Annotated in this window: 11 protein-coding genes and 1 pseudogene; 8 read left to right on the top strand and 4 right to left on the bottom strand. The window is 71.3% G+C overall.

Annotated elements, in window-relative coordinates:
- Window positions 1-39 precede the first annotated feature (39 nt).
- Window positions 40-279 carry a hypothetical protein gene (locus tag ADL25_RS29545; protein ID WP_059130919.1) on the top strand — a complete coding sequence of 80 codons (240 nt, stop codon included), beginning with the start codon at window positions 40-42 and terminating at the stop codon, window positions 277-279.
- A gap of 231 nt (window positions 280-510) precedes the next feature.
- Here ADL25_RS29545 and ADL25_RS29540 read toward each other — a convergent pair whose 3' ends face one another.
- Both ADL25_RS29540 and pepN read right to left on the bottom strand, forming a co-directional pair.
- Window positions 511-1,050, bottom strand: coding sequence for a MarR family winged helix-turn-helix transcriptional regulator (locus tag ADL25_RS29540; protein ID WP_059130918.1), 540 nt, complete (start codon window positions 1,048-1,050; stop codon window positions 511-513).
- Window positions 1,051-1,238: 188 nt separating this feature from the next.
- A complete protein-coding gene (pepN, locus tag ADL25_RS29535; RefSeq protein WP_059130917.1) occupies window positions 1,239-3,818 on the bottom strand; it encodes an aminopeptidase N in 2,580 nt (859 codons plus the stop codon).
- A gap of 160 nt (window positions 3,819-3,978) precedes the next feature.
- On the opposite strand from pepN, the gene ADL25_RS29530 reads away from it, so the two are divergent.
- Complete coding sequence (locus ADL25_RS29530) at window positions 3,979-4,455, top strand: DUF1203 domain-containing protein (protein ID WP_059130916.1); 477 nt, start codon at window positions 3,979-3,981, stop codon at window positions 4,453-4,455.
- Between the two features lie 52 nt (window positions 4,456-4,507).
- Here the strand turns inward: ADL25_RS29530 and ADL25_RS29525 are convergent, their stop codons facing one another.
- Entirely contained in the window at window positions 4,508-5,524 is a 1,017-nt protein-coding gene (locus tag ADL25_RS29525) for an aspartate-semialdehyde dehydrogenase (protein WP_059130915.1), read from the bottom strand.
- A 338-nt stretch (window positions 5,525-5,862) separates the two neighbouring features.
- On the opposite strand from ADL25_RS29525, the gene ADL25_RS29520 reads away from it, so the two are divergent.
- Window positions 5,863-6,402, top strand: a complete 540-nt coding sequence (locus tag ADL25_RS29520) for an RNA polymerase sigma factor (protein WP_181923048.1) — start codon at window positions 5,863-5,865, stop codon at window positions 6,400-6,402.
- Window position 6,403: 1 nt separating this feature from the next.
- Window positions 6,404-7,180 (top strand): hypothetical protein, encoded by a 777-nt coding sequence (locus ADL25_RS29515; RefSeq protein ID WP_059130913.1) that lies wholly within the window; start codon window positions 6,404-6,406, stop codon window positions 7,178-7,180.
- 97 nt (window positions 7,181-7,277) lie between these two features.
- Here the strand turns inward: ADL25_RS29515 and ADL25_RS29510 are convergent, their stop codons facing one another.
- Window positions 7,278-10,589, bottom strand: a complete 3,312-nt coding sequence (locus tag ADL25_RS29510) for a S8 family serine peptidase (RefSeq protein ID WP_059130912.1) — start codon at window positions 10,587-10,589, stop codon at window positions 7,278-7,280.
- Between the two features lie 436 nt (window positions 10,590-11,025).
- On the opposite strand from ADL25_RS29510, the gene ADL25_RS29505 reads away from it, so the two are divergent.
- The 4 genes and pseudogenes from ADL25_RS29505 to ADL25_RS29490 all read left to right on the top strand — a co-directional run bounded on the left by ADL25_RS29505 (window position 11,026) and on the right by ADL25_RS29490 (window position 16,262).
- Window positions 11,026-11,484, top strand: a complete 459-nt coding sequence (locus tag ADL25_RS29505) for an NUDIX hydrolase (protein ID WP_079050645.1) — start codon at window positions 11,026-11,028, stop codon at window positions 11,482-11,484.
- A 232-nt stretch (window positions 11,485-11,716) separates the two neighbouring features.
- Window positions 11,717-13,501 (top strand): TIGR03767 family metallophosphoesterase, encoded by a 1,785-nt coding sequence (locus ADL25_RS29500; protein ID WP_059130910.1) that lies wholly within the window; start codon window positions 11,717-11,719, stop codon window positions 13,499-13,501.
- Window positions 13,502-13,593: 92 nt separating this feature from the next.
- A pseudogene (locus tag ADL25_RS29495) lies at window positions 13,594-14,737 on the top strand (serine hydrolase domain-containing protein).
- Window positions 14,738-15,053: 316 nt separating this feature from the next.
- Window positions 15,054-16,262, top strand: a complete 1,209-nt coding sequence (locus ADL25_RS29490; protein ID WP_059130961.1) for a glycosyltransferase — start codon at window positions 15,054-15,056, stop codon at window positions 16,260-16,262.
- The last annotated feature ends 119 nt before the right edge of the window (window positions 16,263-16,381 follow it).

The raw sequence follows: 16,381 nt of genomic DNA, 5'->3' as shown, positions 1-16,381 counted from the left end.
GGGCGCGCGGGCCGTTCCGGCGTTCGCTACTTTTGCACCGTGGACAAGAAGAACGCCCTGCGCGCCGGCGCCCTGGCCGCCGGTACGACGCTGATGATGCTGCTCATGTCGTCCCCCGCGCTCGCGCTGACCCGCGACGACGGTGACGACCCCGGCACGGGCCTGAGCGTGGCGGAGACGCTGGGGCTCTTCGTGGCCGCGCCGATCGTGCTGTTCGCGATCATCGCCGGTCTCGTCATGGTCACCGACAAGACCCGCAAGCAGGCGAAGCAGGGCTGACGCCCCGCCGCGCCGTGGGCCCGGGCCAGGCCCGCGGGGCAGCCGCCTCCTTCCCCTTCCGCGAGGGAGTCCGCGCACCTGTACGGGGCGCGGACTCCCTCGATGCCTTTCACCCGTACGGACGTAACCCGCGTGGGTTTCCGGCGTGCGCTCGCCCGTCGTTCCGTAAGCCCCCGTCCGGGCCGCGTTCTCCTCGACGGGAAACCCGGGCACGTGCCGAACGGGCGGCGGTCAGTCGGCCGGGCCGGCGCCGACCGTACCGGCGAGCAATCGGCGCAGCAGGTCGGCGAGGTGCCCGGCCTGCTGCGGGTCCAGGGCGCCGAGCGCCTCGGTCTGGACGGCCAGACCGGCGCCCACCGCCTCGTCGATCAGCCGGAGGCCCTCGTCCGTGAGGGTCACCTGGAGTCCGCGCCGGTCGTGCGGATCGGGCGAGCGGCGCACCAGCCCCGTACGCTCCAGCTTGTCGAGGCGGCCGGTCATCCCGCCCGTGGTGAGCATCAGGGTCGACGAGAGCAGGCGCGGGGAGAGTGTGTACGGCGCACCGGAACGGCGCAGGGCCGCCAGCACGTCGAAGTCGCTGCGCCCGAGCCCGAACCGCCCGTAGGCCTTCTCCATCCGGTCGCCCATCTCCCGTGAGAGCCGGAAGACGCGCCCGAAGACCTCCATCGCGGCCGTGTCGAGGTCGGGCCGCTCGGTGGCCCACTGCTCGATGATCGCGTCGACGGGATCCCTGGGCGCCCGGTGTCCTTCGTCGTTGTTGTCCCTGGCCATGGGGACAGTATCCGCTCCGATCAGGTCGCATGGGAGAAAGCGACTTGACGGTAAGTGGCTTGGAGCCATGCCGGCTGCTGCCCGTCGGCCGATGCACGGCCGGACAAAAGCGCGTGGCCGGGGGCGACGCCGTATCGCGCGAAGGGCGCCCGGCACACGGCCGGGCGCCCTTGGTGTTCGGGGTACGACTAGGAGGCGGCCGCGTCCGCGGCCTGTGCCTTCAGCGCGCGTTCGACGCCGGCGCTCGACTCCATGATCAGGCGACGCAGCGCCGGGGACGGCTCGGCCGAGGCCAGCCAGGAGTCCGCCTTCGCCGACGTCTCAGCGGAGACCTGGATCGACGGGTAGAGCCCGACCACGATCTGCTGGGCCATCTCGTGGGAGCGGGAGTCCCAGATGTCCTTGACCACCTCGAAGTACTTCTCCGTGTAGGGGGCGAGCAGTTCGCGCTGGTCGGTCTGGACGAAGCCCGTGATCACCGCCTCCTGCACGGCGTTGGGCAGCTTGTCGGACTCGACGACCGAAGCCCAGGCCTCCGCCTTGGCCTCCGGCGTGGGGCGCGCGGCCCGCGCGATCGCCGCGTGCCGCTCTCCGGCGGCGGTCTTGTCCCGCTCCAGCTCTCCCGCGATCTCGGTCTCGTCGAAGCGGCCGACGGCCGCGAGCCGTTGCACGAACGCCCAGCGCAGCTCGGTGTCGACGACGAGGCCCTCCACGGTCTGCGAGCCGTCGAGCAGCGCTTCCAGCAGGTCCAGCTGCTCCGGCGTACGGGCCGTGGCCGCGAAGGCGCGGGCCCACGCCAGCTGGTGGTCGCTTCCCGGCTCGGCCGAGCGCAGATGGGCCAGGGTCGCGTCCGTCCAGCGGGTCAGCAGCGCCTCCCGCGCGGACGGGTCCGCGTACAGGTCGACGGCCAGCTTCACCTGGCGGTGCAGCGACTGCACGACACCGATGTCCGACTCCTTGCCGATGCCGGACAGGACCAGGGACAGGTAGTCGCGGGTCGCCAGCTCCGCGTCCCGCGTCATGTCCCAGGCCGAGGCCCAGCAGAGGGCGCGCGGCAGCGACGAGTCGAAGTCCCCCAGGTGCTCGGTGACGAAGGCGAGGGACTGCTCGTCCAGACGGACCTTCGCGTACGACAGATCGTCGTCGTTGAGCAGGATGACGTCGGGACGGCGCCGGCCGGTCAGCTGCGGCACGGCGGTGAGCTCGCCGTCGACGTCCAGCTCGATCCGGCCGTCCTCGGCGCGCAGCAGTTTGCCGCTGTCGCCGTCGAGGTCGTACAGGCCGACGGCGATGCGGTGCGGACGCAGGGTGGGCTCGCCCTTCGCGCCGGCCGGGAGGGCCGGGGCCTCCTGGCGGATGGCGAAGGAGGTGATGACGCCGTTCCCGTCGGTCTCGATCTCCGGGCGGAGGACGTTGATGCCCGCGGTCTCCAGCCACTTCCCCGACCAGGTCTTCAGGTCGCGGCCGGAGGTCTCCTCCAGGGCGCCCAGCAGGTCGGACAGGCGCGTGTTGCCGTAGGCGTGCTGCTTGAAGTACGCCTGCACGCCACGGAAGAACTCGTCCATGCCGACATAGGCGACGAGCTGCTTGAGGACCGAGGCGCCCTTGGCGTACGTGATGCCGTCGAAGTTGACGAGCACATCGTCCAGGTCGTTGATCTCGGCCATGATCGGGTGCGTCGACGGCAGCTGGTCCTGCCGGTACGCCCACGTTTTCATGGAGTTGGCGAACGTGGTCCAGGAGTGCGGCCAGCGGGACCCGGGGTGGTGCGCCTGGCAGGCGATGGACGTGTAGGTGGCGAACGACTCGTTCAGCCACAGGTCGTTCCACCACTCCATGGTCACGAGGTCGCCGAACCACATGTGGGCCAGCTCGTGCAGAATGGTCTCCGCCCGCACCTCGTACGCGGCGTCCGTCACCTTGGAGCGGAAGACGTACTGGTCGCGGATCGTGACCGCACCGGCGTTCTCCATCGCGCCCGCGTTGAACTCCGGCACGAAGAGCTGGTCGTACTTCTTGAAGGGGTACGCGTAGTCGAACTTCTCCTGGAACCAGTCGAAGCCCTGGCGGGTCACGTCGAAGATCGCGTCCGAGTCGAGGAACTCGGCGAGGGAGGGCCGGCAGTACACGCCGAGCGGGACACTCCGGCCGTCCTTCTCGTACACGCTGTGCACGGAGTGGTACGGGCCCACGATCAGCGCGGTGATGTAGCTCGAGATGCGCGGCGTCGGCTCGAAGACCCAGACGTCGTCCTTGGGCTCGGGCGTGGGCGAGTTGGAGATGACGGTCCAGCCGCTGGGCGCCTTCACCGTGAACTGGAAGGTCGCCTTGAGGTCCGGCTGCTCGAAGGACGCGAAGACGCGACGGGCGTCCGGCACCTCGAACTGGGTGTACAGGTAGGCCTGGTCGTCCACGGGGTCGACGAAGCGGTGCAGACCCTCACCGGTGTTGGTGTACGCGCAGTCGGCGACCACGCGGAGCACGTTGCGGCCCTCCAGAAGGCCGGGCAGCGCGATCCTGGAGTCCTTGAAGACCTCGGCGGGGTCGAGGGCGTCGCCGTTCAGAGTGACCTCGTGGACGGTCGGTGCCACCAGGTCGATGAAGGACTCCGAGCCGTTCTCGGTGGAGTCGAAGCGCACCGTGGTCACGGACCGGTAGGTGCCGCCCTCCTGCGCGCCGGAGAGGTCGAGATCGATCTCGTACGAGTCAACGGTGAGCAGCTTCGCCCGCTGCTGCGCCTCTTCGCGAGTCAGGTTTGTGCCAGGCACGCGGTCATCTCCTCGTTATGTGTGGGTTGCGCCATCCTTCCATGTCACCTGCGTCTCGGGCGATGACCGGGGCCCGCTCGGCCCCCGGCCCGGCCCGGCCGGGGAACGCGATGTCCGTTTGCCGCCGGTGGACGGGGCGGACGAACGGGAGCCTGGAGCCATGACGACGTACACGGCACGGCCCATCGGCCCGGCGACCCTGAAGGAACTGCGCACCGCGGACGACGCGGGCCGCCCCATGGGCCCCTTCGTGGACGAGGAGGAGGGCGGCGCCCCGCTGCGCTGCTGTCTGCGACGCAGCACGCCGGGCGAGCGGATCGCCCTGGTCTCGTACGCACCCCTGCGGCGCTGGGCGGGGGAGACGGGCGTGGATCCCGGGGCCTACGACGAACAGGGACCGGTGTTCCTCCACGCGGACCCGTGCGAAGGCCCCGACCTCGACGGGTATCCGTTCACGGGCGCCCACCGCACGGTCCGCCGCTATGGGCGGGACGGCCGTATCCTCGGCGGCCGCCTGGTCGAGGACGGCGTCGGGCCGGCGATCGAGGAGGCGTTCGCGGATCCGGACGTGGCGCTCGTCCATGTGCGGGCCGTGGAGTACGGGTGCTTCCTGTACGAGGTCCGCAGGGGTCGGTGAGCACGGCGCGGGGGCGCCCACCGAAGTGGTGGGCGCCCCCGCGCGGCGTCCCCTACCGGTTGAGTTCGGCCGCCACCAGCTCCGCGATCTGCACCGCGTTCAGGGCCGCGCCCTTGCGCAGGTTGTCGCTGGAGACGAACAGGGCGAGGCCGTTCTCCACGGTCTCGTCCGTGCGGACGCGGCCCACGTACGAGGGGTCCTGTCCGGCCGCCTCGAGCGGGGTCGGGATGTCGGAGAGGACGACACCGGGGGCGCCGGCCAGCAGCTCCGTCGCACGCTCCACGGACAGCGGACGCGCGAAGCGGGCGTTGACCTGGAGGGAGTGGCCGGAGAAGACCGGGACGCGCACGCAGGTGCCGGAGACCTTCAGACCGGGGATCTCGAGGATCTTGCGGGACTCGTTGCGGAGCTTCTGCTCCTCGTCCGTCTCGTTCAGCCCGTCGTCCACGAGATTGCCCGCGAAGGGGACCACGTTGAAGGCGATCGGGCGCTTGTAGACCTGCGGCTCGGGGAAGTCGACCGCCGCGCCGTCGTGCGTCAGCCTGTCGGCGTCCGCGACCACCTTCTGGGCCTGGTTGTGCAGCTCCGCGACGCCCGCGAGGCCCGAACCGGACACCGCCTGGTAGGTGGTGGCGACCAGTGCCTCGAGGCCCGCCTCGTCGTGCAGCGGCTTCAGCACCGGCATCGCGGCCATCGTGGTGCAGTTCGGGTTGGCGATGATGCCCTTCGGGCGGTTCACGACCGCGTGCGGGTTCACCTCGGAGACCACCAGGGGCACGTCCGGGTCCCGGCGCCACGCGGAGGAGTTGTCGATCACCACGGCGCCCTGCGAGGCGACCTTCTCGGCCAGCGCCCTGGAGGTCGCGCCACCCGCGGAGAACAGCACGATGTCCAGGCCGGTGTAGTCGGCGGACGCCGCGTCCTCCACCGTCACCCCGTCGAGAATCGTCCCCGCCGAACGCGCCGAGGCGAACAGGCGCAGCTCCGTGACCGGGAAGTTCCGCTCGGTGAGGATCCTGCGCATGACCGTGCCGACCTGACCGGTGGCTCCGACGATTCCGACCCTCACGGTGACTCCCTCTGCGTGTCTTTACGTGTGTGTTGCTCGGCCGAGGCTTTTCCATCATGCGGCCGGCCCCGGGCCGCCTGTCCAATTCTTTGCGCCGTACGCCCGGGGTATGGGACGCGACGGCCCGGACGACGGTTGCGGACATTCGGTGTCCACCCGCACTGAGCTGGAGAAATTCGTTCGGCGGGCACCCTCCGCCGCAAGCTCTGCTGTCCCGTGCCTGCCCGCGGGCCCCGGGTGCACGCAAGGTGTGACGTACGCCTCTGCGGCGACTCGCACGAGAGACCCGAACGTTTCCGGCCGCCGCGGCGTCGTAGAGGTAACGCGCAAGGGGAGGGGTGGCTGTGCTGCGCAGAAACGCCCGCCGCGGGCGGGGGGCCGACCACGCGGTGGACGACCCCCTGGACGCGGCCCAGGAACGTCGGGTGAGGGCGGTGCTCGCACTCGGCGGGGTGCCGCAGGCGGACCTGCCGGACGGGGTGCAGCAGGTCCGCCTGCGGCTGCTGGAACGGGCCGCGAGCGGGCGCGAGGCGCCGCGGGACGTGTCCGCCTGGGTGGCCGTCGTCGCCTCGAACCTGGCGATGGACTGGCACCGTGCCAAGCGCCGCCAGGAACGCCTGGGTGAACGGCTGGCCTCCCTCCGGGAGCCGGAGCACGCTTCGGGCGAGGACTCCCGCCTGCTCCAGCTCGCCGTGGCCCAGGGCCTGGACGAGTTGCCGGACGCCCACCGCCAGGTCCTCGTCCTGCGCTTCTACGCCGACCTGCCCGTCCGGGGGATCGCCGAGGAACTCGGCATCCCCGAGGGCACGGTCAAGAGCAGGCTCCACTCGGCGGTGCGCGCGCTGCGCGACCGTCTGCACGAGGACGAGGTGGTGTGACGTGGCCGCCGAGTACGACGGCGCCGATGCGCTGATGGCCGCGATCACCGGCGAGCCGCTGCCGGAGGCCGCACGGGCCGACGCCGAGTTCATGGCCGGGCACCGGGCGGCAGTGGCCGACGTGGCGCTGCTGCGCGAGCAACTGTCGGCCATCGGGGACATGCTGGCGGCTCCGCTGGCCGGGGCTCACTCCCCGGTGACGGCCCCGAGCCGTCCGCGCGCCCCGCGGCCCGCGAGGCCCGTGCGCCGCGGCCGCGCCCTGCGCATCGCCCTCGGGTCCCTGGCGGCCGTGGTGGCCCTGTCGGCCGTCGCCGGGCTGGCCCGGCTCGTCACGGAGAACAGCGGCAGCGACGCCCAGGCGGCCAAGAGCGCCGGCGCGGCGGACGCCAAGGGCGGCCCCGGTGAGGCGGACCGGCGGTCGGGCGACGGGCCCCCGCCGTCCGATCCGGAACTGACCCTGGCCTGCGACCGGCTCGTAGTCGAGGGCACCGTGGCCCGGGTGGAACCGAAAGGCGGGCAGGGCAGCCGGATCGTGCTGACCGTCACCCGCCGGTACAAGCCCGACCGGGGCCCGGCCCAGGTCGCCTTCCTCCTCGCCGAGGGTGCGCATCCGGGGCCCCGCCGGGGTCAGCATGTGCTGGTCGAGGTGGCGCGGGGCACCGACGACGCGAGCCGGTGGGCCGTGGGCGAGGACCGCGTGGCGGCGAACCGGGCGTGGATCGTCAAGGCCCTGTCCGGCTCCCGTCACACCGCGTGTCCTTCGGACGGGTCGACCTGAGCCGGACGGGCGGTGCCGACCGCGCGGGGCCGGACACCGTCCGGGACGGCGAAGGGCGGGCGCCCGTCACGGACGCCCGCCCCCATGGCCGCGATCGCTACGGAGTGACCTTCTCGATCTTCACGCTGCCCAGCCCCGCGGTGGTCCCGCGCGCGTTGACGAGACGGACCTGGCCGAAGAACTCCCGGCCCTCGGGAGCCGCCGCGGTCGCCGTGACCGTGCCGGACACCGTCGCGGAGCCACCCGTGCCGAGCTTGACCGGGGCGGACTCGTCGACCGTCACCTGGCCGAGAGCGGGGGAGAAGAACACATCACGGTAGTCGTACGCCGTCGAGCCGGACGGGACCGAGAAGCCCACGATCTCGACGGTGTACGTGCCGGCGGCCGGCGAGGGGATGTGCACCGATTCCTCGGAGTCGCCGTCCGCGGACTGCGCGACCTGGTTGCCGCTCGCGTCGTAGACCGTCAGGTCCAGGTCGGCGGCGGTGTCGGAGACGTTGCCGATGGCGACGTCCAGCGATGTGGCGCCCGCGGGCACCTCGACCGTGCCGGTCTGCGTCTCGCCGCCCTTGATGGTCGGCCGCTCCGACTTCGAGGAGCCGAGCGGGCCGCCCTTGAGACCACCGGAGAGGGCCGCGTACTTGTTGGTCACCTTCCAGGAGACGGCGGCCGGGGTGCCGACCTTGGCCTCGGGCACGGTCACGGTCTCCGGGTCGAAGGCCGCGCCGAGCACGGTGACGTCCAGCTTGTAGGGGTTGTCGAGCAGCGGCGACGTACGGCGCGACTCGACCTCGATCTCCCAGACACCGGCCTGCGGGTCGGCGTACGAGCGGACGTCGGGCTTGCAGCCGTTGCCGTCGAGGTAGTTGTTGTAGCAGACCGGGGTGGACGTGTCGTCGACCGGAACACCGTACGGGTGGATCGCGATGAACCGGGTCTGGCTCTTGTCCTTCAGCCCGCCGATCGCGACCTCGAGCGACTTCGCGCCCTCCGGCACGCTCAGGAAGTACGAGCGGGTGCTGTTGCGCTGCACCGAACCCGAGGCCGAGTACGTGTACTTGACCGGGGTCGACACCACGACCGTCGTCAGGATCTGCTCGTCGAGCCCCCCGGTCCTCGGGTCGTCGACCTCCAGGATCGCGCTCTTGATGCCGGCCGACCGCGGCGAGGCCTGGACCTTGACGGTCACCGGCCGGCCGAGCGGCAGGCTCACCTCGTCGGAGCCGATGACCCTGAAGGTGTCGTCGTAGTTGTTGGCGAAGTGCAGCTCGTGGCGCACCGCGCGGTCCGGGCCGGACGTACGGGTGACGGTGATCTCGTACGTCTTCCGCTCGCCGGCCTTGAGTCCGCCCTCGCGGTCGTACAGGCCGGTGCCGAAGCCCGGGGTCTTCAGGGCGAAGTCGATCGCGGTGTCGACCGGGGCCTTGACCGTGTAGCCGTGGGCGGTGGCGTCGTCCTCGACTGCGTCCCAGGCGTCCTCGATGTCGATACGGCCCGCGCCCTCCTCGTAGGCCTGCACACCCTTGATGTGGTGGGCGGTCGAGGTGAGGGCCGTGCGCAGCTTCGCGGGCGTCAGGTCGATACCCCTCTGCTTGGCGGCCGACAGCAGCAGCGCCGAGGCGCCCGCGGCCTGCGGGGACGCCATCGAGGTGCCCTGGAGCATCGAGTAGCCGGCCGGCAGAGAGTAACCCGCCTCGGGGACCGGGGCGCCCGGCAGCCACGTCTGGGTGCTGTTGATCGCGGCACCGGGCGCGACGAGTGTCGGCGTGAAGCCGCCGTCCTCACGCGGACCACGCGAGGAGAAGGGCATCAGCGCGTAGTCCTTCTCCACCCGCGAGCCGTAGTCGGCGGCCCAGGTCTCCTTGGAGATGGCCGCGCCGACCGAGATCACCTTGTCCGCGAGGCCGGGGTCGCCGATGGTGTTGGCGCCGGGGCCCTCGTTGCCTGCGGAGATCACCAGCTGGACGCCGTAGGTGTCGATGAGCCGGGTGTACAGCAGGGCGCGCGCGTTGTTGCCGTCGTTCAGCGCCGGGAGGCCGCCGATCGACATGTTGACGATGTCGACGCCGCGGTTGACGACGAGGTCCATCATGCCCTCGGTGAGCGCGACGTTGGTGCAGCCACCGGTCCAGGTGCAGGCGCGGGAGGAGACGATCTTCGCGCCCGGGGCCGCGCCGTTCATCTTGCCGCCGAACAGGCCGTTCGCCGCGGTGATGCCCGCGACGTGCGTGCCGTGCTCGGACTGGATGACGCCGATGTTGACGAAGTCGGCCTTCTTGCCGACCCACGTCCCGCCGTAGGGGTCCATCGGCACGTCCTTGCGGATCTGCACGACGAACGGCTGGCGCTCGACGACGTCGGTCTTCGGGTCGTCGGTGCCGAAGTAGCCGATCTGGTAGCCGTCCCTGTACGGCTTCATCGGCTGGTCGTCGGTGAAGTCGCCGTTGTTGTTCAGGTCGACGCGGACCGTGCCGGCAGCGGCGTCGTAGAGGACACCCCAGGAGTCGGTGGTGTCGCCGTCGCGGTTCGCGTCGCCCGCCGCGTCGCCGCCGGTGGTGTACGACTCCTTGAAGGTGCTGATCCCGTACGAGCCCGACGGCGCCGTCCAGGTCTGGCCGTTGTAGGTGAAGGTGGGCCCGGAGACCGCGGCGACCATCGGACGCCAGGTCGCGTCGTTGTCGACGATCGGGTCGGTCGCGGTGACCCAGTCGACGATCTTCCGCTCGCCGGTGGTGGTCTTCTGCAGCGCCGGATGCCCGAGGTCCACGCCCGAGTCGAGGATGCCGATGGTGATGCCCCGGCCGTCCGCCTTCGGGTGGTCCTGGACGAAGTCGACGGCACCGGTCTCGAACGACGGGTTGTAGGGGTTCTTGGCGGGGGTGTGCCGGTCGGGACCGGAGTGGCCGGCCGCGCCCGTGCCCCTGCCGGCCGCCCCCTTGGCCATGTCCGCGCTCGGCGTCGGGTCGTCGAGCGCGATCTCCTGCCGCAGGTCGATGGCGTGCACGGAGGACAGCTTCTCGGCGGTGGCGATGGCCGAGTCGGCCCGGCCCGTCGGCACGGTGGCGCGGACGTAGCCGAGCTTGTCGTACGTGCGGCCCACGGAGGCGCCGCTCACCGCGTCCAGCTTCTCGGTGACCTGCTCGGTCTGCCCGGGCGCGGTCGCGATCATCATCGTGACGTTCTTGGCGCCGTCGGCCTTCGCCTCGGCGAGAAGGTCCGCGTCGTCCGAGCCGAGCTTCGCGCCGGCGGACTTGGCGGCCGGGTCGGTGGAGGCGGGCGGATGGTCGGCGGAGAAGGCCAGGGGTATCGGCCCGGCCGCCGAGAGCGCGGCCACGAGACCCGTGGCGACGGCTATGCGGGCCACGCGTCTCGCGCCCGATATCGGGGCGCGGTGAGGCTCGGTGGTCATCAGCATCCCTTGTAGGTAAAGGAACGAGAACGGCGCGGCCGGAGCCCGAAGGTGATCAAGTCCTGACCGCGGACGTCCGGATTTCGGGTCCGGACGATCGCTCTGGTTTACCCAAGGGATGGATGTTTGTGGAGAGTTGACCGAGACGGGATGGAGTCATGGCGTGATTCCGCCATACGCCATCGGGGACTTAGCGGTGCAGGCCATGACATTCCTGTGAGCCGGCTGTCCCTGTTACGCGTGTAGTGCGCGGGTTCTGCCGCTGTGTGTGAGCACATGGTGACGGACGGCTCCATGCGACCGCGGGTGGCCGCGGGAGGCCGGACGGCGCCGTTCCGGGGCGGGCCGCAGAAGGGACGGTGGCTGCCGTGGTGGCGCGCGGTCCCCGGCCGAATACCCGCCTGCCGATTCCGGCGCGGCGCGTTAACGTCCCCGAGTGCGCAAGAACTTGAGGGTGGCGGCCTACGCCGTCTGTGTGCGTGACGACCGCCTGCTGCTGGCCCGCATGACCGGAGCCGACGGCACATCCGAGTGGACCCTGCCCGGCGGTGGCATGGAGCACGGCGAGGACCCCTACGACACGGCCCTGCGCGAAGTGGAGGAGGAGACCGGCTACCGCGTCGAGCTCGTCGGGCTGCTCGGGGTGGACTCGATCCGCCGCAGCCTCAGGGGCCGCTTCGGCCGCACCGTCGACCATCACGGCGTACGCCTCGTCTACGAGGGCCGTGTCATCGCGGGCGAGCTGCGCCACGAGGTCGGAGGCTCCACGGACATGGCCGCCTGGCACGACCTCACCGCCGTGTCCGGGCTGCGACGCATCGGGCTCGTCGACGCCGGGCTCGCGCTGTGGCGGCAGCGCCCCGCCGCGGGCCGGTCCGCATTCCCCGGGGAATAGCTTCGGATACCCCGGAAGATGAACGCTGAGTGACGGTCTTCCGGCCGGTCGGAGAGGTGTCGCCGACGCGCCGGTCGGTCCAAGATCCACGTACGGCGATCGGCGCTGTGCGTTGCCGCCTCGTTAACGTCCAGGTCATCCCCGGTGCGAACGATCCAGAGTGAGCGGGAAGTTCGCGACTGCGACCGACCCGCGACCACTGCCGACGCGTTCGCACTCGGGGAGACGCGCCATGTCGCGCATACGCTCTGTCGCCACAGCGGCTGCTCTGAATCGTCGCAACCTGCTTGCCGCCGCCGGGGCGGTGTCCCTCACGGCGGGCCTCGGGCTCGCGCTGCGCCCCGAGGACAGCCTCGCCGCCGGAGCCTCGGCTCGCCGCGCCTCCGGCGCTTCGGCCCACCCCGCCGCCGGCGAAACCCCCGCCGCCGTCTCCCGGCAGGCGGTGTCCGCGGCCCTCGCCCCCTACACGGCGGGCACCACACTCGCCGGTGTCGCGGCGCCCCGCACCTCTTCGGGGTACCGCCGCCTCGGTGACGGTCCCGGCTGGAGCCGCGTCGTGCGCGGCGAGCTGGCGGCACCCCGGTCGGGCCGCGCCGAGCGGCGCACCGCGCTCGCCGCGTTCGTGCAGTTCACCGATCTGCACCTGATGGACAGCCAGCACCCGCTGCGCCTGGAGTTCCTGCGCTCCAACGACCGGCACGCCTGGCGGCCCCACGAGGCGCTGACCGTGCCCGGTGCCGTCTCGCTGGTCGAGCGCGTCAACTCGCTGCGCGGGGCACCCGTCACCGGAACGCCGCTGCACTTCGTGATGACCACGGGCGACAACACGGACAACAACGCGAAGTCCGAGCTCGAGTGGTTCATGAAGATCATGAGCGGCGGCCGGATCACCCCCAACTCGGGCGACCCCCGCCACTACGAGGGTGTGCAGAACAGCGGGCTCGCGCTGTACTGGCAGCCCGAATCGACCGTGCGTGACGCCGACAAGCAGCTCGGATTCCCGCAGATCCAGGGGTTCCTGGACGCCGCGATCCGCGAGGTGCGCAGCCCCGGCCTGAACCTGCCCTGGTACTCCACGGTCGGCAACCACGACGCTCTGCCGCTCGGCTGCTACGCGCACGGCGACCCCTACCTCGCCGAGTACGCGATCGGCGGAAGCAAGCTGATGAGCCTGTCCGCCGACGAGGCGAAGAAGCTCCAGGACGCGATCAAGAACGCCACGGACCCCATGGGCCTGCAGTTCCGCGATCTGCTCAAGGCGCACACGCGCGACCTGCGCTCGGTCACCCCGGACGAGAAGCGGGCCCCCTACACCCCCGCCGAGTACCTCAAGACCCATCTCGACCCCCAGTACACGGGTCGCGGTCCGGTGGGGCACGGGTACTCGTCGGCGAACGTGGACGCCGGCACGCAGTACTACTCCTTCCGCATCGCCGACGACGTCATCGGAATCAGCCTCGACACCACGGACGCGGGCGGTCACTACGAAGGCTCCATCGGCACCGCCCAGTTGAAGTGGCTGGACAAGACGCTCCAGGACAACAAGGACGCACACGCCGTCGTCTTCAGCCACCACACCAGCCAGTCGATGGACAACACCCACCCCGACCCGGCCCGCCCGTACGAGGGGCGGCACAGCGGTGCGGAGGTCGTGGCCCTGCTGGGCCGGCACCCCAACGTCCTGGCCTGGGTCAACGGCCATATCCACAAGAACGTGATCACGCCGCACTCCGGGTCCGACGGCAACTCCTTCTGGGAGATCTCGACCGCCTCGCACGTGGACCACCCCCAACTCGCCCGCGTCATCGAGCTGGTGGACAACAAGGACGGCACACTCTCGATCTTCACGACGCTCATCGAGTCCGCCGCCCCGCACCGCACGGATTTCGCGGACCTCAGCCAGACGGGTCTGGCCGCCCTCTACCGTGAGCTGGCCTACAACGCCCCCGGAGCCAACATGACCCTGGCCGGCAACGCGGTGGACCGCAACACGGAGCTCGTGCTGAAGAAGGGCTGAAACCCGCTCAACTCGCGCACCACGGGCAACCCCGCCGCCCCGGGCGCGGTCCCTCCCGCCGACCGGTGCTCATCGGTGACGAGGGGGATGACATGTCCGTACGCAGGGGACTGCTGGGAGCCGGGGCGACGGCGGCCGTGACGGCGTTGGCTCTCACCACGCCGGCCATCGCCGCTCCGGGAGCGCTGGACCACACCGCGACCCGGCAGGCGATCGACGCGGCCGTCAAGGACGGGGTCCCGGGCGCGACCGCCACGGCCAGGGACGTACACGGCACGTGGAGCGCGGTCTCGGGGGTAGGCGACCTGCGCACGGGGGCGCAGCGTTCGGCGCGGGACCGCTAGTCGCGTCGGCAGCATCACCAAGACGTTCGTGTCGACGGTGCTCCTCCAACTGGAGGCCGAGGGGCGGCTGTCGCTCGACGACACCGTGGAGAAGTGGCTGCCCGGCCTGGTCCACGGCCACGGCCACGACGGGCGCCGGATCACGGTCCGGCAGCTTCTGAACCGTACGAGCGGCATCTACAACTACACGGCCGACGACACCTTCGGCCGTACGTACTTCCTCAAGGACGGCTTCCTGCGGCACCGCTACGACACGCTGCGGCCGGAAGCTCTGGTGCGCATCGCGACCTCCCACGAGCCGGACTTCGCCCCGGGAGCCGGCTGGAACTACTCGAACACCAACTACGTGCTGGCCGGGATGGTGATCGAGAGGGTCACGGGCCACGCCTACGCGCGCGAGATCCGCACCCGCATCGTCGAACCCCTGGGTCTGCGCGCCACGTCGCTCCCCGGCACGAGGGCCACGGTCCCGCGGCCGAGCAGCCGTGCCTACGGCAAGCCGGCCGAGACGGCGACCGGCCCGACGTACGACGTCACCACGCTCAACCCCTCCCTCGCCTCCTCGGCGGGCGAGATGGTCTCCGACTCCGCCGATCTGATCCGCTTCTACTCGGCCCTGCTCAGGGGCGGGCTGCTGCCGCCCCGGCAGCTGAAGGAGATGAAGACGACGATCAAGGCCGAGGGCATCCCGGACGCGGGCTACGGGCTCGGACTGATCGAACGGGAACTGAGCTGCGGAGTGCATGTCTGGGGCCACGACGGAGGCATCCAGGGCTCGTCGTCCTCGGCGGTCACCACGGAGGACGGCCGCCACTCCCTCGCCTTCAACGTCAACGGCGACTGGTCGGGGGACGGCGACGCGGTGCTCGAGGCGGAGTTCTGCGAAGGCTGAGGCACCCCGGGGCCGGTCCTCCCGGGTCGGGACCGGCTCCGCCTGCCCCACGGCAGGGCACCGGCGCCCGTCGAGCGGTCGGCGGGGCCGCGCGCCGCCGACCCCGATCACGGTCACACCGGGAATACCGGCGGGACCAGCGCATTCCCCGGCCCCCGGGATTCCGGTGTAAATCGATCCGACCCGGACATGAGACGCGCCGTTCATTTGTCTGAAACATCTATGCCGCCTCATATCGGACAACCCGCTGTTCACGGGGATGGTTCGATAGTTGTGCAAGGCGGGTGGTCGTGTGCTGACGAGGCACGGTCTGCGCGTGCTCTCGGTCTACGAGGGCTTCTTCTCCGGTGGCGCCCGGATCCTCCACACCGATGTCGTCCTGGGTCTGCAGGAAGGCGGTCAGCATCACCGTGTGCTGAGTGTCCACGGGGAAGTGCTCCGTGAGGCCACCCGGCAGCGGATGGAGGACGACGCCTCCTACCGGTCGCTGACCGCGGCCGGCGTGGAGGTCGGCACTCTCGGCCGCACGTTCGGTCTGCCCGGCGCCCTCGCGTCCGATCCCACCCGGTTCACCGGTCCGGAGCTGGCGACGACGGCGAGGGCGATGGCGGGCGCCGATGTCATCCTGTCGCTCAAGGAGCAGCCGCTCGGTCTGCTCAACCAGGCGGGCCTGCCGCGCCGGCCGGTGGTGGTCGGGCTGCACCGCTCGGATCCGGAGAACCAGGGCGCGGCGCTCGGCGAACTGAAGGCGGCCATCGCCGACGGAACCGTGGCGGCCTGCGTCTGCTGCGCCGAGTCGACCCGGTCCGCCTACGAGGCCGCCGGTGTCCCGCCCGAACTGCTGCACGTCATCCCCAACGGCGTCGATCTGCTCCGCTTCCGGCCCGACCCGGCCCGCCGGGTCCAGCTGCGTGCCGCGCTCGGCATCCCGGACACGGCGCCGGTCGTCGTGTTCGCGGCCCGGTACGACGCGATGAAGAACGTCCCGCTGTTCCTGCGCGCCGCCCGGGAGTGGCTGCGGCACGAGCCCGACGGGCACGTGCTGATGTGCGGCGCCGGCATGAGCGAGGACCAGCCCGGGCTGTGCGCCGACATCGGCATCGCGTTCGGGGACGACCTGCGGCTCACCGAGCGGCTGCACCGGCTCGGGGTGCGGCGCGACATGGAGAGCCTCTACGCGGCCGCCGACGTGGTGGCGCTCACCTCGGCCTGGGGCGAGGCGGCCCCGCTGTGCCTGATCGAGGGCATGATGTGCGGTGCCGTCCCGGTGTCCACCGATGTGGGCGACAGCGCGGCGATCGTGGCCGGGCACGGTTTTGTCACCCCGCCGGACCCCGTCGCGATCGCGCGGGCCTGGAGCGACGCGGTCGCCGCCCGGCCCGGCCTCGAGCCCGTCCTCGCCCGCAGTCGCGAGCGCTTCAGCCGTACACGCATGATCGCGTCGTACGGCGCGCTCCTCGACCGGGTTCATACGGAGCCGATCAGGCCGTCGCTGCCCGAGCCGCCCCTGCCTGAACCGCTCTGACCGGGACGGCGTCGGCCGTCGTGGGTCCCGGGGCGTGGGGCCGGACGGTGCGCGCCGGCCGTGGAGGAGGGGCGGCCGACGTCTCGGCGGCCCCTCCTCTCCCCCCGACCGGCGGGTGA

The sequence above is a fragment of the Streptomyces sp. NRRL F-5122 genome (assembly GCF_001507435.1).
Lineage (GTDB): Bacteria > Actinomycetota > Actinomycetes > Streptomycetales > Streptomycetaceae > Streptomyces > Streptomyces lannensis.
The sequence above is the reverse complement of the archived record's forward strand: the minus strand, read 5'-3'. Positions and strand labels throughout refer to the sequence as shown.

Coding starts and splice junctions, on each gene's coding strand:
- ADL25_RS29540 (WP_059130918.1), bottom strand. CDS start 1,050: ATGGCCAGGGACAACAACGACGAAGGACACCGGGCGCCCAGGGATCCC.
- ADL25_RS29530 (WP_059130916.1), top strand. CDS start 3,979: ATGACGACGTACACGGCACGGCCCATCGGCCCGGCGACCCTGAAGGAA.
- ADL25_RS29510 (WP_059130912.1), bottom strand. CDS start 10,589: ATGACCACCGAGCCTCACCGCGCCCCGATATCGGGCGCGAGACGCGTG.
- ADL25_RS29500 (WP_059130910.1), top strand. CDS start 11,717: ATGTCGCGCATACGCTCTGTCGCCACAGCGGCTGCTCTGAATCGTCGC.